Consider the following 22,204-nt stretch of genomic DNA (forward strand, 5'->3'; position numbering starts at 1 on the left):
TATAAGCAACAGGGCTGCATAACGTTTAATACACGTCAATAATACGACCTAAAAATGGAATTTTACTAAGGCACTCGGCGTACTTTGATTTACACCGTCGATGCCATACTTATTTTTCCAATAACTGTATTCCATACCGACTTCTAAACGGTTATCAATGCCCAATACCTGTTGCAGATTGTATTTAATTTGCGGATTAATATGCAGGTTGTCTTCGATATCATCGTTATTAAAAGAGTAATCGATATAGCCATCAATCACGATATTATTGCGCTCCCACCCGTAGGTTAGGGTGATTTGTTGGTCATCAGCCGTGTTGTCATTAAAGGCATGGTAGAGCGTGGCAGAGGCATATTTCATCCCCGGGATAGGGACGTTTAAATCTGCGCCAACCCCCACTAGGTAATTGTCTTGGCTAAAGCCATTGCTGTTGGAGCCAAACTCGTAGGTCCCCGCTAGGTTTACCTGCTTAATAAAACCACTGTTATCGAATTGTGCCAGTTTGAGCTTAGGGGACAGCTCGCCGTACGTTTCTTTAAATTGTTTGCCAGCAGCATCGTCTTCGCCTTGATGGCGATCCACGAAGAAAAATACGCCGCCCCAGTCATGGCTAGACGCATGCTCTAAAGTGATGGTTTTTAGAGTACCATCCGGTACTAATTCATAATCTGTGCCATAAAGGCCAGAGATGCTGGTGTCAGTAAACAAGGTTTTCGCTTGGACGCTGGTGAGCGCCCCTAACGTACATAGGGCAACAGTGAGTTGAGTGAGGGCTTTAACTTTGTTTGAGGGGGTGGAGCTAGCAGAATGATAGGGTGCAGATACGACAGTAGATAGGTCTAAACTCACAGTGGGGCTCCATAATAGGTAATTAGTCCTTCAAAACTTATAAGCAATAACCAGATAATAAGCAAAATCAGATTTTCTTATCGCTAGTATTACTATAAGCCTAGATTTGAGAGCCCCATTAATAAAATTATTAACAAGGCTTTAACCAGTTAACCATATTTCATGCCCAGTAACAATAAATTTTAAAAGAAAAATAAAGACTATTTACGTAAATTTATATTAATAAAGTAAGCTAAAGTTATGGTTTGTATTTATTAACTTACCATATTATTTTCTAGGATTAATTGCCTATTAATTTTAAAAATTATAGGTATAGAGAAAAAACCACGTTATTTTAGGCAATAAAAAACCCCAATAAACATAAAGTTCATTGGGGTTGAATGTGGTGGGCCCAGACAGACTTGAACTGTCGACCTGCCGATTATGAGTCGGACGCTCTAACCAACTGAGCTATGGGCCCTAGCAATAGACGCATAATGATACCTGAATCTATAAAATATTCAAGTAAAAGTTATGGGCTAAGGTTGCCGGCTAACGTTAGGCTACGGCCGCCATCGATAGCGATGATTTGTCCTGTGATATAAGCCGCTTGTGCCAAATACAATACGCAGTCAGCGATATCGGCAGGGGTGCCAATACGTTGTAGGGGAATGGCCTTGATAACGGCCAGCTGCACCGGTGGATCGATAGCCTGATCACTGCTAGGGTCGGGTAATATGTTTACGCCTGGGGCAATACCATTGACGCGAATAGCGGGGGCAAGCTCTAACGCTAAAGACTGTACCATCGAGCGGTGCGCGGCTTTGGCCATGTTATAGACGGTATAGTTGGGAAAGGGCTTATCGTGAGCATGGATGTCCAATAGGCTAATGACACACCCTTGCTGCGTTGCTAAATAAGGTGTCAGGGCTTGCGTAAGGAGCAAAGGCGCTTTGGCATTGGTAAGAAACAACTCTTGCCATTGTAATGAGGTGATGGCGCCCATAGCGGTGGGATAAAAGCGTGAGGCGTTATGCACCAGCACATCCAACTGCCCAAACTGGTCGATAATCTGTTGGGTAAATTGGCTTAACGCCTCAGGATTATTCACTATACTCAAATCGGCTTGTAGCAGGGCAGCACTCTGCGCTCGTATAGCGTTTAATTCATCAGCCAGCGCTGTAGCGGCCTGCTCACTGCGATGGTAATGGATAAGCACACGATAGCCTGCTGCATGCGCTGTACGCACGATAGCCGCACCAATACGTTTGGCACTGCCCGTGACTAACATTACGGGCATGACTGGAGCCGCTGTCTGGTCTAAAGTTGCTGCAGGAATGGCCAATTTGACGGTCTCCTAACTACCAATTTTACGATAACTTACTCTTACTCTTACTCTTACTCTTACTTAGGCGTGACCTGGGTCATCATTGGCTAGCACTTGCTCTAAATGTTGCGTGCGTGCGTGATGCAAAGCTACGCCAATCGCAGCCCCCTTTAGATTAGCGTCAATAGCGTCCATACCGACGGCATGATAGCTGCTGAGTGCGAGCATCATCTCGCGGTGCTGGCGGGCGAGAGCGAGAACTTGTTGCGTGACTAGTAACTGTGCCAGTTTTTCCGGCTGCTTATGTGCGCCACTGGCCTGTACTAGCGCTAATTTGTCTGCGGCAGACAACTGCTCAATCGTGGCCAGCTGCGCTACTTGTTGTAAGAAAGCTGTGGCAAATTGCGACGGCTCTTTGGGGACTTTCGCGGTATGACTCATAGTAGCGATGGCGGGTAGCGCTTCGGCTAATTGATCCGCTGCTATCTCACTAGCCACTGCCTCACTAACCATTGCCTCACCGTAGAACAGACTAGGCTGCAGACTGCTCATTAGTAAGGCCCAACGCTGCGATAAATTCAGCTGCATTTGTCCTGCGAAATATAGGGAAGTCTGTACGGTCTCACGAATTTTAGTATCTTGCCAAGCCTCGTGCAGAGGCGCAAAGTTAGCTGCTAAGGCGCCAATGGCAAACAGCTGCTGCCAATAGACCTGTGGCGAAGTCTGCATGGTGGCGCGGCTAGACTCCGTCCAAATCCGCTCCGCACTCAGATGCGTCAACTCACCGGAGCTGACCAACTGCTGCATCAAAGCTAAGGTCTCATCGGCAATGGTAAAGCCTAAATCGTAATAGCGACCGTAAAAACGCGCTACCCTGAGGACTCGCAATGGGTCTTCACTAAAGGCGGCCGAGATATGGCGCAATTGCTTAGTCTCGATATCGGCTAGGCCCCCGTAATAATCGATGACTTCCCCGGTAAGTGGGGTGTCGTCAAATAAGCTAGTGACTTCTAACGCCATCGCATTAATCGTTAAATCACGGCGCTGTAAGTCCTCTTCTAAGGTGACTTCAGGGCTGGCATGAATGCTAAAGCCTTGATAGCCATGCCCAGATTTACGCTCAGTACGCGCCAGAGCATACTCTTCTTTGGTCTTTGGGTGCAAAAATACGGGAAAGTCAGCGCCCACTTGCAAAAATCCAGCGGCTAGCATCTCCTCCGGCGTGGCACCAACGACCATAAAGTCTTTGTCCTTTAACGGTCTATTTAACAATTGATCCCGAACGGCACCGCCGACCAAATAAATACGCATGGCAACTTCCTTAAAATGACGCTAATTACTAGAGTGTGTATTATTTAAATTCGAATTTTTTAGGCTTAGTAAGTAAAGTTAGCCAGTAAAGCCCGCTTACTAAAAAACCCGCCACTCTAAGATAGAATGGTCGGGTTTTAGTATAGCAGAGGCTTACGGCTAGTTTAGATAACCGTAAAGACTCATGGCTCAGGCTGGCTTATTTAGCAGCGCCTTCCGCGATTAAGTCTTGCGCTTCGGTCACGGCTAGCGCAGTCATATTGACCACACGGCGAGCAGTAGCGGATGGCGTCAAGATATGGACGGGTTTGCTAGCGCCCAATAGGATAGGACCAATAGAAGCGCTGTTGGTTGCTGTTTTCAATAAGTTGAAAGCGATATTAGCAGCATCTAATGTTGGCAAAATCAGCAGATTAGCTGAGCCTTGCAGCGTGCTAGAGGGCAAGTCTTCATTACGAATATTTTCGCTAAGCGCTGCATCACCATGCATCTCACCATCAAATTCAAAGTCCACGTCCATATTGGATAATAGCTCGTGTACCTTACGCATTTTCACAGCACTGGCTTTGTCAGAAGTACCAAAGTTAGAGTGCGAAACTAGGGCAACGCGAGGCGTAATACCGAAACGGCGCAATTGTGAAGCGGCCAACACGGTCATTTCTGCCAATTGCTCAGCGGTTGGGTCTTCATGAATATACGTATCTGCGATGAAGATATTACGGTCTTGCATCAAGATAGCGTTCATTGCATAAAAGTCATTCACGCCTTCTTTTTTGCCAATGACGTTTTGGACGTATTTCAAGTGCAAGCTGTAGTAGCTGAAAGTACCGCAAATCATGCCGTCAGCATCGCCTTTTTCGACCAATAGTGAGCCGATAAGGGTGGTCTTACGACGCACATCACGACGGGCGAGCTCAACGCTCACACCATGGCGCTTGTTACGCTCGTAGTAGAACTGCCAGTAGTCTTTGTAGCGTGGGTCATCGTCTTGATTCACAATATCAATGTTTTCACCGCTGACTAGACGTAGGCCTAATGATTTGATATTGGCTTCAATGACAGCAGGGCGGCCTACTAAGATAGGATAAGCCAGACCTTCATCAACGACGACCTGCACGGCCAATAGGATGTTTTGGTCTTCGCCTTCGCAGAACACGATACGTTTCGGGTCTTGCTTGGCTTTAGCAAAGATAGGTTTCATGACGAATGCTGAGTTATAAACAAACTCAGACAATTGCTGACGATAAGCCTTCATATCTTCGATAGGTAAAGTCGCGACGCCAGATTCCATCGCAGCCTGAGCTACCGCAGAAGCGATTTCAATGATTAGGTTTGGCTCTAGTGGACCAGGGATAAGGTAATCAGCGCCAAAGCTCTTCATGCTCTCTAAGCTACGCACGTTTTTAGTCGGTTGCTGCTCAACATGAGCCATGGCCGCAATAGCTTTCACACAAGCGACTTTCATCTCTTCATTGACCGTAGTGGCACCCACATCTAAAGCACCGCGGAAAATATAAGGGAAGCAAAGCGCGTTATTCACTTGGTTTGGATAGTCTGAACGACCGGTAGCCATAATCACGTCAGGACGGGCTGAATGCGCAAGTTCAGGCATGATTTCAGGCGTTGGGTTGGCTAAAGCAAAGATGATAGGGTCTTTGGCCATGCTCTTAACCATGTCCACACTTAACACGCCCGGCATAGACAAGCCTAGGAACATATCTGCCCCTGCGATGACGTCTTCAAGGGTTTTGGCATCGGTATCACGAGCATACTGTAGCTTGGATTCATCCAAGTTTTCACGGCTAGTAGAGATGATACCGCGTGAGTCAGAGACAAAGATATTGGCTGAGTTGACGCCTAGGGCACAGATTAGGTTTAAGCAAGAGATGGCAGCGGCACCGGCACCTGAACAAACCACTTTGATTTCTTCGATTTTCTTACCGGTGAGCAGTAGCGCGTTTAATAGGGCGGCACCAACGATAATAGAAGTACCATGTTGGTCATCGTGGAAGACCGGGATATTCATGCGCTCGCGCAATTCGCGCTCAATTTTAAAGCATTCTGGGGCTTTAATATCTTCTAGGTTAATACCACCGAAGGTAGGCTCTAGGGCGGCTACGGCTTCGATAAATTTATCAGGGTCGTTTTGGGCAAGCTCAAGATCGAAAACATCGATACCAGCAAACTTCTTAAATAAGACGCCTTTACCTTCCATGACCGGCTTTGACGCTAAAGGACCAATATCTCCCAAGCCCAATACTGCAGTACCGTTAGTGATAACGCCCACTAAGTTATTACGGGCCGTATATTTAGCGGCCAGTTTCGGGTCTCTTTGAATTTCTAAGCAAGGCACTGCAACGCCAGGCGAGTAGGCAAGCGCCAGATCACGCTGGTTGGCTAATTGCTTGGTAGGCGTGACTGAGATTTTACCTGGGCGTGGGTGCTCATGGTAATGAAGGGCGGCTTGCTCGAACTGTTGTTGATCCATTTCTTTTATGTCCTTTAAGGCGGAGGAAGTGCTGGTTTCATTCATAAGATAGTAAAAGCGGTTGGTCGGGATTGGAGGAATAAATCACACACCTAGACGACAGGCCGAGCCCCTAAGCCTATGACCTAGGGTACAGTGTCGGATGGTGGCGAAATTTATTCGCGTTAGCAACGGAATGCTTACTCGCTTATTATGGGTTTACTAGGGCCTATGGAGATGAGCCCTTTTCAAAACACGTAGTGCGAGCCGCTTTAATGTCAAGCAGCTGCACTTACTAAAAAGCGATTAAGCATATAATGGTAATGGTATTCTAGCATCAATGATATTTCACTGACCAGTCACAGCTAGGGAAAAGCGCTAAATTAAGGTCTTTATTTAGTTTCAGGTTACATTTGTACCAATTGCGCCACGCTGAGTTAGGACGAGCAGCTGATGGGTAACATGGGCGCATTTGGTGCTGGCGGTTGCGTGTCCGCAGACGTCGCTAAAGGATGCACTTGATAAGGGGCAGCCAATAGCTGGTATAAGCGATCGACTTCAGCAAAGTCGCCTAGCGTGGCTTGCTCGATAGCGGTCTGCGCCATACTATTGCGTAAGATATAGACAGGATTGTTCATAGCCATGACGGTTAAGAGGTCGGCTAAAGACTTAGAGTTAGAGGCGTCATTGCTAGCGTCATCTGCAGCCACACTAGCGGCTTGCATCGCATTTAGATAGCGCGTGCGCCAGCCTTGCCATTCCGTGAAGGCCTCAGTACCAGCGTCGTTAAGCTCAGCTTCCAAGGTCTGCAATAAGTGCTGCTCATGCTCGTAGTCAGGCGCCGCCGTTGTGTCGGGTAGCAACTCGCTACGCAGCAACCCAAGCAGCGCACGGAAGCTATTGGTGTAGTCCAGTTCATGGTCTTCCATCAAGGTGAGCCATTCGAAAGCTAACGCCATACTATCGCGTGAGAACGGCAGACCCAGCTTACGACAGAGCCCTTGCTGATAGCGGGTCATAAAGGCCGTCTCGTACGGCTCCAAGCAGTCTGCTAAAGTACTGCGGTCGATATTGGGCAAGCGCATAAAGTGGGGCAGCCACACATTCATATTCCAATGGCCTATAGCGGGCTGATTCTGATAGCTATAGCGTCCTGTATGGTCAGAGTGGTTATTGATCCAACCGGGATTGAAGCGCTCCATAAAGCCAAATGGACCAAAGTCGAGCGTGCTGCCGGTAATCGATAGATTGTCCGTATTCATCACCCCATGGGCAAAACCAATCAGCTGCCAATCAGCAATCATATGCGCAGTACGAATCACTACTTCACTTAAAAAAGCGGCCACAGGGTTATCGGCTTGGCGACACTCAGGATAATAAGTGTCGATCATATAGTCGGTAAATTCTGCTAGTAAATCGGGGGCAAAGCTCGCTATCCATTCGATATGGCCTAAGCGGATGTGGCAGTCTGCCACACGCATTAACGCGGCGCCTTGTTCCATACGCTCACGGCGAACTGGGGTTTCTGATACCACAAAACCTAACGCATCCGACGAAGCAATACCCACATTATTGAGCGCATGACCGCATAAATACTCACGAATGGTACTGCGTAATACAGCACGACCATCGCCCATCCGCGAATACGGGGTAAGCCCACAGCCTTTTAGGTGTAAATCCTGCAGCTTGCCGGTGTTATCGACGACTTGTGCCATCAATAACCCGCGACCGTCGCCCAACTGTCCAGCCCACTGGCCGAATTGATGACCTGCATAAGCCATGGATAAGGGAGCAAATGCTTCAGGCACATAATGACCCCCCAAGATCTCGACCCAACGCGCCATCAAGGTCTCGTCTTGGTCCCATTCAAGGTGCTGCGCGACCTGCGGATTAAAGTGACCGGCTTGAGGGTTGGTCAGCGGTGTCGGTGACTGACGGTGATAAAGGCGAGGGTCAAGACGGGCGTAGCTGTTTTGATAATTCATAAGAGGCATCGCTAGGGAGCTGGGTAGAAGGGGTTAGGTCGGGCAGGGTCGTAGCAGGCCTTATCTAATAAAGACTGGGTGAATAAAGGTTAAATCTATAAAGGCTAGGTCCATAAAAAGAACCTTATAAGCTCTAGTGTAGCCCATTTCTCCCCTTAGGTTAAGCCAGCTGAGTGTATTTATGACGGTTGTATGTTACTAGGCGCTGACCGTTGTCCCTTCCTAGCTTATCTATAGCACTGCTATTTTCTGCAAAGTTCTAACGCATAAAAAAACCCTCTATTCTTAGAATAAAGGGCAGGAGAAAACAGGACATTAATAGGGTAAACCAACAGTCGCTCAAATTAAGCTACTGCGGTGAATAGCGCTTAAGAAGGACGGTAGCCTACGCTGCGGAAAGCTTGACGCAAGTTATCATTATGCGTAAAGATTTTCTTCTCGATTTTGCTGTATTCACCTTTTAGGACTTCGTCAACTTCATGGAGACGATCCGCAAATTCGGTCTTTTTCAATTCGATAGCTTTAGCTTTCAACTCTTGCCACTCTGCAACCGTCTGGGTAAAGGCATCGTATTCAAACTTAATACGATCTCTAAACTGATGCATTTTTTCGCCCATATCAAGCTGACCGTTAGTAGCCTTTTCAATTTGCGCTTCAGCATTCTTAAACTGCATCTGTACTTCAGCATGCTTAATCGTCAAATCATCAACGGTACGTAAGTCACTGGTTAAGCCCAGTTTTGATAGCGCCAAGATGGTCCATTTGGTAGGATCATACTGCCACCATTTGACCCCATTACGGTAGTCATACTGGAAGAAGTGATGGTAATTGTGATAGCCCTCACCCCAAGTAAAGATAGCCAGTAAGAAGTTATCCCGTGCTGTGTTGGTATCCGTATAAGGACGGCTGCCAAACATATGACATAACGAGTTGATAAAGAAAGTAAAGTGATGCGTTAATACCAGACGTAGTAGACCAGCAAGTACCAAGGTACCTTTGACATCGCCAACCAACCAACCGACGGCGGCAACCAAGCCAACATTGGCGGCCAATACCCATAGACCATAGTATTTATGCTGAATTTGCAGCACTTTGTCTTTGGTCAAATCCGGGATGTTTTTATAGTCAAACTTACCACTTGGGTACTCGCGTAGCATCCAACCGATATGGCTGAACCAAAATCCGCGCTTGGCTGAATACGGGTCATCCATCGGATCATCGACATGGCGGTGATGGGTACGGTGACCTGAACACCAATCAAAGGCAGAGCCCTGCACAGCTAAGGTTGCGCCTACCAAGAAAAAGTTACGCACTAGCGGATGTGCTTTATAGGCACGATGCGCCATTAGACGGTGGTAGCCGGTCGTAATGCTCATGCCGGTCCAAACCATAAAGGCTCCGAACACGCCCCAAACGGGCGCACTCACTTTATGGGTCATTAAATACCAAGGGGTGATAATGGCCGCCGCTAGAGGCGTGGCTATCAATACTGCTGCTGGTATCCAATTAATAGGCGCGTGTTTAAAGCCCCACTCTTGGACTTCAGCGGCGGTCGCATCGGCAGGGACTAAATTACCTGTAGGTAGTTTAGCCACCGCTTTGCCAGTGTCTGCTTGCACCGCGTTTTGCTGAGCAGCAGAGGTAGTAGTAGACTTTGACTTTACAGCCTGTGCACCTGCAGCCCCAATCAAAGAAGAGGAGGCCCGCATGGCAGCACGTAGGCTTTTTAGCGGTAAAGTGGTCACAAGTTTCGCTAGCATAGAGCGTTCCTAAATAAGTGAATTTAAGAGAAATAAATTAAAAAGTATTACGGGTTATTGGGGTGCACAGTAGATGGTGCAGGCTATAGAAAATAAGTAAGAAAGACCAAGGGTGAAAAATTACAACGGTTAAAAGCTCTTAGTTAGTCATAGAGTTTTGATTAAGTTATAGCGTCTTGGTTAAGTTATAGAAAATGAGGTAAATAGTAACTACTGAGTTTCAGGGTCGCTAATGTCACTAGCCAATCGGCTTTGCTAATACCTTAGTCTACTAATAACTTATAGGGTTCCGTAACTGCGATTGTCCCGCAATCGGTCACCCAAGTTAAGACAGGGTCATTAACACGCTAGGCTAGTCTCTAGCTGTCTATTATTCGCCTACATAATACGCTAAATAGATTTAAAAGTGAACACTCATACACTAAAAAATAGTTAAGCAATAATTATTACTCAGTTATTGCTAAATGTACAACGGACAGCCAAAAAACTTGCCAATTAAAAATTTATTATCCTATAAATCATAGTCTTACATAAATTCTAAAAAAGCACGAGGGTGATCGGTAATTAGGACATCCACCCCTAAATGGTGCAGTTTATTCGCCTCATCTCTATCATTGACTGTCCAGGCACTAATTGTCAGCTCGGCACGGCGACACTGCTTGACCAAAGTGGCATCAATCAGCGGATAATGTACGCCCACTTGCCGGCAGGCTAGGCGTGTGGCCGTATGCGTTAGTTGGGCTATCATCTCCGGCGTCTCACTCAATAAACCGCGCGGTATCTTAGATAATATGGGGTGGCGGTAGAGCATATTCAATAAAGTAACGTCGAAACTGGTCAATACTAAGGGCAGCTTAGCAATCCCGCCACGAATGAGGCTGTCTTCGAGGGCGCGGACGAGCATAGTATAGTTGGTACGCTCATGGGTCTTAATCTCAAGCTCGATATGATTAAAGCCCATCATGGCATTATAAAGTGTAGCGGGGCGGGGCGTCGCTGGTTGAACGTTAGCTTGCCCCTTGAGGAGCGTACGGCTAGCTAGTGACACGGGCGCTAATGGGTAGGTGAGTAAGTCGTCGAGCGCCATGATCGACTCATTAAAAATCCGAATACGGCGGATCTCAGCTAACGTCATCTGGTCGATCCGGGCTTGCTGTTTGCCCAAACGCAGTAGCGTCTCATCATGGAAGATAATGAGGTGACCGTCAGCACTCAGTTGCACGTCAAACTCGATACCAGCGAGGCCTCGATTCTGTAGATTACAGGCATGTACAAGGGCCGCCGGCATATTTTCTACAGACTCTGCACGACCACCGCGATGGCCCAATAGCAAAGGCGAGGTCGCCGCCAGCAGCGCACTACTATTACCCAGACGTGATAAGGCGGCTGAATCTTTAGACTCGGTATCTTCTGGCTCGCTAATTTTGCCATGAGCTATTGCGCTAGAGGAGGCCACATAGCCAGCCGTTATAGTCATTACTACGGTCCTTTTGAATCCTAAAAATATTTATAACGCTTTAGTGACATAAAACAGGCGTTAAGTTGTATGCCATGCTCATTACCAATATAAACTATTACCAACATAAATCACTGCCAATATAACGACTTAAGCTATAGCTTGTAGTGTAATATAATATTAGCCACTCTAATTAATAGCTATTGTTAGTATTTCAGATTTACTAGGCTAGTTTTACGAATAATACAGCTTTCATGTAAAGAAATAGCGGGTTTAGTGACGTAAATCAACATAAGTTAATAATGAAGCAGCTTATAAAAACTCGTATAATAGCGAGATTTTATGACAATAGCATTGTCGGACAAGGTGATTATTCTCTGTATTAAGAGTGATTTTGTATTAAGAGTCACTTTGTCCCATTGTTTGGCTTAACTAGTTGCGTTGGCTACGTGTTAACTATATGTTTTAAATTATTTATCAAACAGTGCTCTATTAAACAATGCTCCATCAAAGCCTATCTTGCGTCGCCACTCCCTTTTACACTCTAAAGTAGAGTCGCGGCAAGGTCTATCCCCATTGCAACCCATCGATACCGTTAATTTTAAAATGAGGTCATTATGAATTTCCAAAAGTACAAACAGCAAAGCTGGCTCACCTTGGTCGGCGTTGGGCTGGTTGGCACGTTAGCCCTTTCAGGCTGTGACCGCAGCGACAAAGAGAAGGCTGAGACCGAGACTGAAGTGGCACAAACAGAGACGGATACCGAAGTGGTGAGTGTGGCTGCTGCCGATTGTGACGACCCTATGGTACAAGATCGGTTGAAAGTTGCTTTACAGAATGCTTTGAATCAAAAGGCACAAGGGTTTGCAAGCGCTTATGCTCAGCAAGCTAATATGAGCCTAGAATCAAGCGCGTTATCTGGCCAACTTAGCAATGTACTGATTGATATTCAAAACCCAACGGTGTTGCAGGCGACCAATAGTAATGGCATGACCACCTGCCAAGCGAGCGTCAGCATGACCTTGCCTAGCCAAGACTTGTATCAAGCCAATCAAGTCTATTCAGCAGCCGGTCGTCCGAGCTTACAAGAGCGTCTAGCTGAGCAAAACATTAGCTTAAATAATAATATGTTGGTTGATGATAGCTTTAGCTATGTGGTCGGCCAACAAGGGGGTCAGCTGCAAACTCGTATTGCCGGTGAACCTGCGATTATCGGGATGGTCTCGGATGTGATGGCCGGCTCGCTAGTGCAAAACGCTATTGCCAGCCGCCGTGCTGAAATTAATGCGCAAGAAGAACGCCGTCAGCAAGAGCGCCGTGCCGCCCAGCAAGAGCGTCGTCGTGAGCAAGCAGACACCCAGATTCGTCAGCCTACGGTCACGAAGCCTGCTGCACCTACTACGCCGTCAAAACCAGCACCTGCGGCTAGTAACCCAGCGCCAACGGCCAAACCAAAGGATTCTGTCACTAGCACCCCTAATGCACCAGCACAAGACACTAAAAAATTGACCCCGCCAACCGATAAAACCATCGATATGGTCATCATTGAAGAAGACAGCACTTATTAATATAAGATTTTAATACAAGATTAGACCAGCCAGATAATGGCTCAGGCTAATAATTCATAATTAAAAGAGGGTAGCGTATAGACGTTACCCTTTTTTTATAGCGATTTGCTATCTATAGTCTATAGCGACTTTTATTGGACTAAGCTGCCGCAATAGCCGCCAGACTAAAGGTCCTGTAAGACTTTGGCATCCCATAACACTTCTTGACGCTGCGCAGGGGCACAGCAGAAGCGTGAGGCAACAAACAGCCAGTCGGATAGCCGATTCACAAAAGCTAGCGCAGAGGCGCGAATGGCTGCGGGGTTATGTTGGCGTAAGGCCACGCCATGACGCTCAGCACGGCGGCAAACACAACGGGCGATGTGCAGTTGACTGACCAACACCGAGCCGGTGGGGAGAATAAAGTCTTTTAGTGGCGGCAAGTGAGCATTCATAGCATCGATTTGCTGCTCTAGCCAGTGGGTATGGGCTTCGCTAACCCCAGGGTATTCTGGCATGGCAAGCTCACCGCCTAAATTAAATAGCAGGTGTTGAATAATCTGCAGGACTTGGCCAAAGTCAGGCGCGTCCAGTTGCGCCATATGGTCGGTCAAATCCGCATTAGCCGCCGCGCTATCTGCTAGCTGATAATAGGAGCGCACTAAGCCGATTTGTGAATTGAGCTCATCAATATCGCCCATGACCTCAAATAATAAATCCGCTTTACTGACGCGGCTGCCATCGGCCATACCGGTGCTGCCATCATCGCCGGTCTTGGTATAAATTTTGCTTAAACGGTTGCCCATAAATAATCCATGTGGTGAGTTATATTAAAAATTTGCTTAAATAAAGTTGTGCTTAAATCAAGTGTGTAGAAAAGAGTAGCTGTTATAAAGTGGCATTGATTACGTAGCGTTGATTATGTAGCGTTGATTATAAGGGGGCAGGCCAAGCAATGCCATGCTCGTGTGCGCTTGGTGGCAAATTCATAAGGAATATGCCGGCATCCATGGCATTTTTGGGGCAATTTCGCTAAGATAGCGATGCTAAATCAGTAACCCCATTTATTTTTAATAAGGCCATCTTCCTATGCCCGTAGCGCTGACCGACGCGATGCCTAATTTGAGCATCTACGACTCAATGACCTCTCAAAAGCAGACCTTTGTGCCCATGACCGCGGGCAAAATTGGCATGTACGTGTGTGGTATGACCGTCTACGACTACTGTCACGTGGGTCACGCGCGGGTTATGGTGTCGTTTGATGTGATTACCCGTTGGTTGCGTCAGCTCGGTTATGAGGTCAATTATGTGCGCAATATCACTGATATTGATGACAAAATTATCACTCGCGCTGCGCAAAATGGCGAAGAGATTGGCGCTCTTACCCAACGCTTTATCGACGCGATGCATGAGGATGAGACCGCACTAGGCTGTGCTGCGCCTGATGCCGAACCGCGTGCCACCGACTATATTGATAATATGCAAAGCATGATTCAGACCTTGGTCGATAGCGATTATGCTTACCCTGCCGACAATGGCGATGTCTACTATGCTGTGGAGAAATTTGACGGCTATGGCAAGCTGTCTGGGCGTAAGCTTGCCGATATGCAGGCAGGGTCACGGGTCGAGGTCGAGTCGCAAAAGCACAATCCTTTTGATTTCGTATTGTGGAAAGCCGCCAAACCTGGCGAGCCACAGTGGGCGTCTCCTTGGGGTCAAGGCCGTCCTGGTTGGCATATTGAGTGCTCGGCCATGTCGACCGATTGCCTTGGCAATACCTTTGATATTCATGGCGGCGGCCACGATCTACAGTTTCCCCACCATGAAAACGAGATCGCCCAATCTGAAGCGAGCACTGGCTGTGACTATGCCCGCCACTGGATGCACGTTGGCTTTATCAATGTCGATGGTGAAAAGATGTCTAAATCTTTGGGCAACTTTTTTACCATTCGTGATGTCATCGCCAAGTATCATGCGGAGACGGTGCGGTTTTTCTTATTATCGAGTCACTACCGCAGTCAGGTAAACTTCTCAGATAGCGCGTTAGATGAGGCGCATAATAGCCTAAGTAGACTGTATCAAGCGCTTAAAGCGGCCGAGCAAGGTGGCCAAGCGTTAGTAGTGAGCGAAGAGACTATCCGCAAGGCTTATAACAGTGACGCTGGCATAGCCTTTACCGCCGCTATGAACGATGACTTTAACTCAGCGCAAGCGGTTAGTGTGCTGTTTGGCTTGGCACGTGATATTAATAAAGCGGTCAAAGCGGAAGATATGGCCGCTGCCCGTGAGCAAGCATTAATTCTTAAAGCCTTAGCGCAGGTGTTAAATGTGCTACAGCTGCCCTCACAAAGTTTCTTACAGGCAGTTATTGGTGAGCCTGCAGAAGCGGGTCTAGCGGATGCTGAAATTGATGCTTTAATTATCGAGCGTGCTGAGTCTAAGGCGAATAAAAACTTTGCCCGTGCCGATGAGATTCGCGAGCAACTTAAAGACGCTGGGATAGAATTAGAAGACAGCCGTGCTGGTACCACTTGGCGCCGCGCTTAAGCGTTCGAGTCAATCAACACCACTATTTTAATTGTAGTTCCTTTATTGTAGTACCTCTAAAGCCAGCTTATGCTGGCTTTTTTCTGTCTAAAAAGTCTGTCTTAGTCAGTTTTAGCCACGACGAGTTTACATAGTAAAATAGGCATTTAATCAGTTATTATCCATGCTACACAGGCTATTAGCGTACTATAAGCTTGCTTGCCGTAAGGTTTTGGCGAATTTTACAAGGTTTGCAAATTTTATGGGTTAAGATTTCCTGTAATAAGGGTAGCTGGCATATGGTAAGGCTAGCCCTTAGCTATAGGCTGAGATTAAAAATTCAGGGTAAGTAACGTTTAGAGTGGGCAATAAGGTAAATGATGATGAGTGTGGGTAAAACCAAGGTAATAGCGGCGACTGCCTATCAAACGAGTGCGGTAAAGGAAAAAAGTGCGGCTTTTTACTCCGTTGATTCGGGGTTTATTTATACGGCGTTGTTGCTAGTTTTCACTTTAATTATGGGCTCGTTGCCGCTAAAAGCAGTTGCGGAAAATCAACCGGATACGGCATCACGCGCCGTTATCATCGATGGCCGCCAATCCACTAATAGAGTACAAGACCACAGCCAAGATATCATCAGCAACCCTGAGCATAAAACCGGGGCGAAAGAGGCTTTATCGGCCCCTAAACCTGTCAGCAATACCCCTGATAATTTGGGAGAGTATGTCGAGCAGCAAGCTCACGAGGTGGAGCAAAAGATCAAGCGTAAGCTCAATGGTACGGAGCCGGCTACTGAAGAAGTGGGCGTAGAGCTCAGTGAAACGGCCGCTGCTATAGGAGAAAGTACGCAGGAGCAAACGTATAGCCTGCAGGCAGAGCCCTCTTTAACGGGGGACTATAACGCTGCTTATTACGAATTGTCTGAACTGAATGCGGGCTTGCCAGTCTTAGAGCGTCCCGTCAATCTGCAAACTCCGTTATCTACCTTAGAGTTTTTTCAAACGGCTATTATCCAAAAGAAGTTTGCGCTGGCCGCTTATGCTCTAAACATGAACTTAATCGATAAAAAAGTACAAAGCTCTAAAGCCGGTGAGTTGGTGCGCAAGCTAGACTTCTTATTGACCGAAAAAGAGCTGTATTTATTTGATGCTATCCCAGATCGTCCCGATGGCTTGGTCGAGCCCCCGCTAGGCAGTACCAGCAGCATTGATGGCATTCCTAGACGCTCGATTAAGCTGGGCTATATCGATTACGACTCGCGCCGGGTGCCGCTGTTTTTAGAGCGAGTACGGGTAGGGAAAGGCGCCCCCATGTGGGTCTTCTCTGCGCAAACGGTAGAGAATATCGAGATGCTCTACGACCAGCATAAACCTGCTGAATTTGCGAAGTATTTGCCCAATTGGTTAACCGCACGCTTTTTTGGTATAGCCATTTGGGAGTATCTGGCGCTAGTATTTTTCTTTACGGTGACTTTGGGCTTAGGCTGGTTACTTAGTAGTGCCGCTGGCAAGATTATAAACTGGTATGCCGATGATAAAGATGTGGATAATCCCATCCGTACTAAAAAAGACAGCCTGCCTGATTTGGTTAATAAGCTGATTGTACCGCTCACCTTTACCATTAGTTTTACCTTAGTGTTTGCGCTGGTCTCAGGTGCTTATCCTTATGTGGATGCTGTAGCCTCTTCAACGCGAGCCATCGTTTGGATAGGGTTGGTGATTGTCACCTTATGGCTAGGTATTCGTACCATCAACTTTTTTGCCAATCGCTATCAAGACTTACAAATAGAAAGTTTGGATGAAGAGCAGTTTCATACCGAGCGCCGCCACCGTACTTACCTGTCCATATTTCGCCGTATCTTTATCTTTGCCATGATACTGGGAGGCTTTTGGATTGGTCTGAGCGAATTTACCAATATAGAAGGCTTGGGCAAAACTTTATTGACCTCTGCGGGTATTGCAGGAGCGGTGATTGGTATCGCTGCGCAGCCTATTTTGGGCAATATTATTGCGGGGGTTTTAGTAGCGGTTACCCAGCCAATCCGTATCGGCGATACCGTGATTTTAGAGGGCGACTGGTGCACGATTGAGGACTTGCGCTATACCTATGCGGTGTTATTGGCTTGGGATGAGCGCCGCCTCATTGTGCCGATGCGGTATTTTGTCACGGAAGTCTTAGAAAACTGGTCGCATACTGATGTGCATCAAGCTTGCGTGGTGTATTTATACGTGGATTATGGGGCTGATATTGCCAAGATTCGCGACAAATTTAAAGCCGTAGTGAGCGCCCATGAGTTATGGGATGGCGAGACCGAACCGGAGCTGTTGGTGCACTCGGTGACGGAGCGCACCATTAAGCTGCGTGGTAAGGTGGCCTCTGATAATCCTAAGGATGCTTTCGCGCTAGAATGTGCCGTGCGTGAAACGATGCTGCAGTATCTTGATCAAGACCAAAGCGCTTATCTGCCCACGGAAAGAATTACTTTCAAGCCGTCCCAAATAACGGGTGAGGTAGCGGCTACTCCAGCGGAAACAAATGAGTAAATGTGCTAAACAGCGAGGATGACGGGTCTATAACCGCAGTAATGGCAAGGTTTTATCGGTCTGATTTTTGGTATACGTTCTGTCAAGGTCACCGGCAAAATCTGAAATATGTCATGCGATTACTCTCATAGTTTGGTATAATATGGCGTTATTTAAATGAGTCAGCAATAGGGTATTGTGAATCTATTAGCATTCATTACCGCTGCCGGCTCATTCCCAAATGACCATGACCACGCTAAGGGGTATGTATGTTGCGAATTGTCGATGAAGCTTTAACCTTTGATGATGTATTGTTGTTGCCCGCCTATTCTGAAATCCTGCCAAAATCTGCTAATCTTTCGACCCGCCTAACTCGTGACATTACCTTAAACTTGCCACTTATTTCTGCTGCTATGGATACCGTAACCGAATCTGAGATGGCCATCACTATGGCACAGCTTGGTGGTATGGGTATTCTGCATAAAAATATGGATATCAGTAAGCAAGCGACCCAAGTACGCCGCGTGAAAAAATTCGAAGCCGGTACCGTGGTAGATCCTATTACTGTACATCCTGAGATGACCGTCGGTGAGCTCTTAAGAATTACGCAAGACAATAATATCTCTGGTGTACCAGTGGTAGAGCGTGGCACAGAAAGAGTCGTCGGTATCGTCACCCATCGTGACTTACGCTTTGAGACCAATTTGTCGCAGCCGGTTAGCAATGTCATGACCCCAAAAGACAAGCTGGTCACGGTGAAAGAAGGCGAGAGCAACGAAAATATCAAAAAATTGCTGCACGAACATCGTATCGAAAAAGTCGTCGTTATCGATGATGACTTCAACCTACGTGGCCTTATTACCGTAAATGACTTTAGCAAAGCGGAAAACAACCCGAATGCTTGTAAAGACGCCCAAGGTCGCTTGCGGGTAGGCGCTGCGGTTGGTACCGGTGCTGAGACTGAGTCGCGTGTATCTGCGCTAGTGGAAGCCGACGTTGATGTGATTATCGTCGATACCGCGCATGGTCACTCTAAAGGCGTGATTGATAGAGTGGCTTGGATCAAAAAAACTTTCCCGCACATCCAAGTAATCGGCGGTAATATCGCTACCGGTGATGCCGCGCTAGCGCTCAGAGATGCTGGTGCAGATGCTGTGAAAGTAGGTATTGGCCCTGGCTCTATCTGTACCACGCGTATCATCGCTGGTATTGGTGTACCGCAGATTTCAGCCATCGATAATGTGGCAAGCGCGCTAAAAGATACTATTCCTTTAATCGCTGATGGCGGTATCCGCTTCTCTGGTGATATGGCCAAAGCTATCGCTGCCGGTGCCTCTTGCATCATGGTCGGCTCGCTATTGGCCGGTACCGAAGAGGCGCCAGGCGAAGTTGAATTGTTCCAAGGCCGTTATTATAAAGCCTACCGCGGTATGGGCAGCTTAGGCGCGATGTCCGGTCAAAATGGCTCGTCTGACCGTTATTTCCAAGACGCTAAAGACGGCGTGGAAAAATTGGTACCAGAAGGCATCGAAGGTCGCGTCCCTTATAAAGGCCCAGTCAACGGTATCGTCAACCAATTGGTGGGCGGTCTGCGCTCATCAATGGGCTATACCGGCTGTGGTACTATCAGCGATATGCGCAGCAAGCCGCAGTTCATTAAGGTGACTTCAGCGGGTATGAAAGAGTCGCATGTCCATGACGTGCAGATCACCAAAGAAGCGCCGAACTATCGGGTGAATTAATATGGGCTCATTGCCTGTATAAAGGTGTCAATATAGTAGTAATTAAGGCGGCAGTAACTGTGCTAAGGTAGTGCTAAATACTTTGGTGACTGCTGCTACTAGAACAGCCAACAAGTTAAGTGCTTTGTTGGCTGTTTTTTTATACAATGACTTTAATAAATGCTGCTATAAGTGGCTAGTAAAGAGTAGCAATCCACTATTAAAGTATTATTTAATCAAAGCATTATTTAATAGGTCATCTTGTCTGATAAATCGGGCAGGCTGGCCATTAACCCTATAAAAAAGGACAGTTATTTATGAGTTATTTTGGTACCGATGGCATCCGTGGTCAATTTGGACAGGCGCCTATTACGCCTGACTTTATGCTCAAGCTCGGCTATGTCACGGGCCAAGTGCTCATTGAAAGTAACACGTATCCGGGCCGCAAGCCTTGCGTCCTCATTGGTAAAGATACGCGGCTCTCGGGTTATGTCATCGAAGCGGCTCTGCAAGCGGGTTTTAATGCGGCGGGCGTAGATGTGTATATGCTCGGTCCATTGCCCACCCCAGCTATTGCTCATTTAACACGCAGCTTTAATGCGGATGCAGGCGTAGTGATTTCAGCGTCACATAATCCGTATCAAGACAATGGCGTCAAGCTATTTTCTGCGGATGGTCGCAAGCTGTCTGACAGCATGCAAGAGGCTATCAATGCGAAGTTAGACGCTATCATGAGCGCTGATGGCAGTAATGAATTGATGCCGATTGATAATCCGGCAGAGTTGGGCAAAAACCGCCGAGTGGATGATGCTAAAGGTCGCTATATCGAATTCTGCAAAGGCAGTTTCCCTTATCAATATGACCTCAATGGCATGACCATAGTCATCGACTGTGCCAATGGTGCCGGCTACAGCGTAGGGCCGCGTGTACTGCGGGAACTTGGCGCTACTGTCATCCCACTGCACAACACGCCGAATGGGGTGAATATCAATGATGAGTGCGGCTCTACCCATCCTGATAGCCTGCAAGCTGCAGTACAAGAGCACAATGCCGATGTCGGTATCGCGCTAGATGGTGATGGGGATCGTATCGTCATGGTCGACGAAAACGGCAACCTTGTGGATGGTGATGGCATTCTCTATGTCCTTGCCACGCAAACAGGAAGACCCGTTGCCGGAGTCGTGGGCACGCTAATGACCAATATGGCATTAGAGCTGGCCTTTAATAAAGCGGATATTGGTTTTGAGCGGGCGAATGTGGGCGATCGTTATGTCATGCAAAAACTCGAGGCCAATGATTGGATACTCGGCGGTGAGCCCTCGGGTCACGTGCTATGTTTAGATAAGAGCCGTACAGGTGATGCTATCGTAGCTGCGTTGCAAGTGTTGGCGGTCATGAAGCAAACGGACAAGACGCTAGGACAATTAACCGAAGGCTTTACCTTATTGCCGCAAGAGTTGGTAAATGTACGGTTGAGCAAGATGCAGGACCCTTATGATAATGCTGAGTTGGCTGAAATGATTGCCGGCTACAAGCAGCAATTGGCCGGGCGTGGCCGTTTACTCATTCGTAAATCGGGCACAGAGCCGGTCATCCGAGTAATGGTCGAGTCAGACGATAAGATTGAATGCGATATGGTCGCTAATAAACTGGCGGATAGAATCCGTACGGTATTGGGTTAAATTACCGTTATTAGTCTAAGCTAAGCTGAGCTAAGCTAAGCTAAGTTAAATTAAATGCCGTTATTGAGCTCAATACCGCTGCTATAACTAGCCCCGTATTAAGTCCTATTAGAGTGCGCTAGCCCTTCTTAAAGCCGCTATTTGCTATAGAGGTAGCTAGCCAGTGGAGCCGTTTATGAGTACTGATTTTTCTGATCAAAGATTGTCTTATGAAAAAGGTGAGTTAGACGCTAGCACCTTACCTGAATTGCCTTTACCGCTATTGCAACACTGGGTCGCAGAAGCGATAGAGCAGGGCGCACCAGAGCCTTATGCGATGAGCCTGGCCACTTGTGGTAGCGATGGTCAGCCCGGCGTCCGCATCGTATTGATGCGTGAGATTACTGAGGCAGGGGTTGTTTTTTATACCAATTATGACAGTGCCAAAGGCCAAGATATTGCGGACAATCCGCAAGCAGAAGTATTGTTCTTTTGGCATGAGATGCAGCGCCAAGTCCGTGTTCGTGGCAAAATCGCTAAAGTCGCTGCGGCTAAGACCTATGCCTATTTCCATAAGCGTCCGCGCGACAGTCAGCTTGCCGCTTGGGTAAGTGAGCCGCAAAGTGGTGAAGTGGCCTCTAGAGAGATCATGGAGGCTAACTTTAATGACTTGCTACAGCGCTTCCCTGAAGGCAGTGAGATTCCTACTCCTGAATTTTGGGGCGGTTATGAGTTAGTCGCTACAGAGATTGAGTTTTGGCAAGGCCGTGCCAATCGTATGCACGACCGTATTGTTTATAGTAAACAGGCGGATGCGACTTGGACTACGAGTCGGTTATTGCCTTAAATGAATAAGATGGCTTAGCTCATTACTTTTTTCCGCGCCAATAAAAAACACCCCTTATCGTGTGATATAGGGGTGTTTTTATTGAGGACGCATTAATAATGGTTGGTTGAATTAGCAAAGATAAATCCACCCCAGCCCCTAAATCCTCCCCAACCCTCCTTTAGAAAAGGAGGGGGCGATTTTTCATAAATACTGTGGGTGTTTGGCCTAGTCTCTACTTATAAATAAAGGGGATTGATATGGAAT

General features: G+C 47.2%; 14 protein-coding genes and 1 tRNA gene. 6 read left to right on the forward strand and 9 right to left on the reverse strand.

The window, feature by feature from the left end:
• Nucleotides 1-48: 48 nt before the first annotated feature.
• The 8 genes from ACZ2XM_RS06195 to ACZ2XM_RS06230 all read right to left on the reverse strand — a co-directional run bounded on the left by ACZ2XM_RS06195 (nucleotide 49) and on the right by ACZ2XM_RS06230 (nucleotide 11,155).
• A complete protein-coding gene (locus ACZ2XM_RS06195; RefSeq protein ID WP_490587531.1) occupies nucleotides 49-849 on the reverse strand; it encodes a DUF5020 family protein in 801 nt (266 codons plus the stop codon).
• Between the two features lie 383 nt (nucleotides 850-1,232).
• A tRNA-Ile gene (locus ACZ2XM_RS06200) sits at nucleotides 1,233-1,309 on the reverse strand.
• Between the two features lie 51 nt (nucleotides 1,310-1,360).
• Complete coding sequence (locus ACZ2XM_RS06205; RefSeq protein WP_490587855.1) at nucleotides 1,361-2,128, reverse strand: pteridine reductase; 768 nt, start codon at nucleotides 2,126-2,128, stop codon at nucleotides 1,361-1,363.
• A 108-nt stretch (nucleotides 2,129-2,236) separates the two neighbouring features.
• Nucleotides 2,237-3,466: a tRNA nucleotidyltransferase/poly(A) polymerase-related protein gene (locus ACZ2XM_RS06210; protein ID WP_490587532.1), complete on the reverse strand. Its 1,230-nt coding sequence runs from the start codon at nucleotides 3,464-3,466 to the stop codon at nucleotides 2,237-2,239.
• A gap of 199 nt (nucleotides 3,467-3,665) precedes the next feature.
• Entirely contained in the window at nucleotides 3,666-5,999 is a 2,334-nt protein-coding gene (locus ACZ2XM_RS06215) for an NADP-dependent malic enzyme (protein ID WP_490587533.1), read from the reverse strand.
• A gap of 371 nt (nucleotides 6,000-6,370) precedes the next feature.
• Complete coding sequence (locus ACZ2XM_RS06220) at nucleotides 6,371-7,918, reverse strand: protein adenylyltransferase SelO (protein ID WP_490587534.1); 1,548 nt, start codon at nucleotides 7,916-7,918, stop codon at nucleotides 6,371-6,373.
• 368 nt (nucleotides 7,919-8,286) lie between these two features.
• On the reverse strand, nucleotides 8,287-9,678 hold the full coding sequence (locus tag ACZ2XM_RS06225) for a fatty acid desaturase (RefSeq protein ID WP_490587535.1): 1,392 nt from the start codon (nucleotides 9,676-9,678) through the stop codon (nucleotides 8,287-8,289).
• A 526-nt stretch (nucleotides 9,679-10,204) separates the two neighbouring features.
• Nucleotides 10,205-11,155, reverse strand: a complete 951-nt coding sequence (locus ACZ2XM_RS06230) for a glycerophosphodiester phosphodiesterase (protein ID WP_490587536.1) — start codon at nucleotides 11,153-11,155, stop codon at nucleotides 10,205-10,207.
• 596 nt (nucleotides 11,156-11,751) lie between these two features.
• On the opposite strand from ACZ2XM_RS06230, the gene ACZ2XM_RS06235 reads away from it, so the two are divergent.
• Nucleotides 11,752-12,702, forward strand: a complete 951-nt coding sequence (locus ACZ2XM_RS06235) for a hypothetical protein (RefSeq protein ID WP_490587537.1) — start codon at nucleotides 11,752-11,754, stop codon at nucleotides 12,700-12,702.
• 164 nt (nucleotides 12,703-12,866) lie between these two features.
• Here the strand turns inward: ACZ2XM_RS06235 and ACZ2XM_RS06240 are convergent, their stop codons facing one another.
• Complete coding sequence (locus ACZ2XM_RS06240) at nucleotides 12,867-13,487, reverse strand: cob(I)yrinic acid a,c-diamide adenosyltransferase (RefSeq protein ID WP_490587538.1); 621 nt, start codon at nucleotides 13,485-13,487, stop codon at nucleotides 12,867-12,869.
• Nucleotides 13,488-13,770: 283 nt separating this feature from the next.
• Between ACZ2XM_RS06240 and cysS the strand changes: the two genes are divergently transcribed.
• The 5 genes from cysS to pdxH all read left to right on the forward strand — a co-directional run bounded on the left by cysS (nucleotide 13,771) and on the right by pdxH (nucleotide 21,958).
• Nucleotides 13,771-15,228, forward strand: coding sequence for a cysteine--tRNA ligase (gene cysS / locus ACZ2XM_RS06245; protein WP_490587539.1), 1,458 nt, complete (start codon nucleotides 13,771-13,773; stop codon nucleotides 15,226-15,228).
• A gap of 362 nt (nucleotides 15,229-15,590) precedes the next feature.
• Nucleotides 15,591-17,750, forward strand: a complete 2,160-nt coding sequence (locus ACZ2XM_RS06250; RefSeq protein ID WP_490587540.1) for a mechanosensitive ion channel family protein — start codon at nucleotides 15,591-15,593, stop codon at nucleotides 17,748-17,750.
• A gap of 248 nt (nucleotides 17,751-17,998) precedes the next feature.
• On the forward strand, nucleotides 17,999-19,471 hold the full coding sequence (gene guaB, locus ACZ2XM_RS06255; RefSeq protein ID WP_490587541.1) for an IMP dehydrogenase: 1,473 nt from the start codon (nucleotides 17,999-18,001) through the stop codon (nucleotides 19,469-19,471).
• 296 nt (nucleotides 19,472-19,767) lie between these two features.
• Entirely contained in the window at nucleotides 19,768-21,132 is a 1,365-nt protein-coding gene (gene glmM / locus ACZ2XM_RS06260) for a phosphoglucosamine mutase (RefSeq protein ID WP_490587542.1), read from the forward strand.
• A 175-nt stretch (nucleotides 21,133-21,307) separates the two neighbouring features.
• Nucleotides 21,308-21,958 carry a pyridoxamine 5'-phosphate oxidase gene (pdxH, locus tag ACZ2XM_RS06265; RefSeq protein WP_490587543.1) on the forward strand — a complete coding sequence of 217 codons (651 nt, stop codon included), beginning with the start codon at nucleotides 21,308-21,310 and terminating at the stop codon, nucleotides 21,956-21,958.
• Nucleotides 21,959-22,204 lie beyond the last annotated feature (246 nt).

Source organism: Psychrobacter sp. CoH-33_TS_01, from assembly GCF_058189395.1.

Coding starts and splice junctions, on each gene's coding strand:
- ACZ2XM_RS06210 (WP_490587532.1), bottom strand. CDS start 3,466: ATGCGTATTTATTTGGTCGGCGGTGCCGTTCGGGATCAATTGTTAAAT.
- ACZ2XM_RS06215 (WP_490587533.1), bottom strand. CDS start 5,999: ATGAATGAAACCAGCACTTCCTCCGCCTTAAAGGACATAAAAGAAATG.
- ACZ2XM_RS06225 (WP_490587535.1), bottom strand. CDS start 9,678: ATGCTAGCGAAACTTGTGACCACTTTACCGCTAAAAAGCCTACGTGCT.
- guaB (WP_490587541.1), top strand. CDS start 17,999: ATGTTGCGAATTGTCGATGAAGCTTTAACCTTTGATGATGTATTGTTG.
- ACZ2XM_RS06205 (WP_490587855.1), bottom strand. CDS start 2,128: ATGCCCGTAATGTTAGTCACGGGCAGTGCCAAACGTATTGGTGCGGCT.
- pdxH (WP_490587543.1), top strand. CDS start 21,308: ATGAGTACTGATTTTTCTGATCAAAGATTGTCTTATGAAAAAGGTGAG.
- ACZ2XM_RS06220 (WP_490587534.1), bottom strand. CDS start 7,918: ATGAATTATCAAAACAGCTACGCCCGTCTTGACCCTCGCCTTTATCAC.
- ACZ2XM_RS06240 (WP_490587538.1), bottom strand. CDS start 13,487: ATGGGCAACCGTTTAAGCAAAATTTATACCAAGACCGGCGATGATGGC.
- cysS (WP_490587539.1), top strand. CDS start 13,771: ATGCCCGTAGCGCTGACCGACGCGATGCCTAATTTGAGCATCTACGAC.
- ACZ2XM_RS06250 (WP_490587540.1), top strand. CDS start 15,591: ATGAGTGTGGGTAAAACCAAGGTAATAGCGGCGACTGCCTATCAAACG.
- ACZ2XM_RS06235 (WP_490587537.1), top strand. CDS start 11,752: ATGAATTTCCAAAAGTACAAACAGCAAAGCTGGCTCACCTTGGTCGGC.
- ACZ2XM_RS06230 (WP_490587536.1), bottom strand. CDS start 11,155: ATGACTATAACGGCTGGCTATGTGGCCTCCTCTAGCGCAATAGCTCAT.
- glmM (WP_490587542.1), top strand. CDS start 19,768: ATGAGTTATTTTGGTACCGATGGCATCCGTGGTCAATTTGGACAGGCG.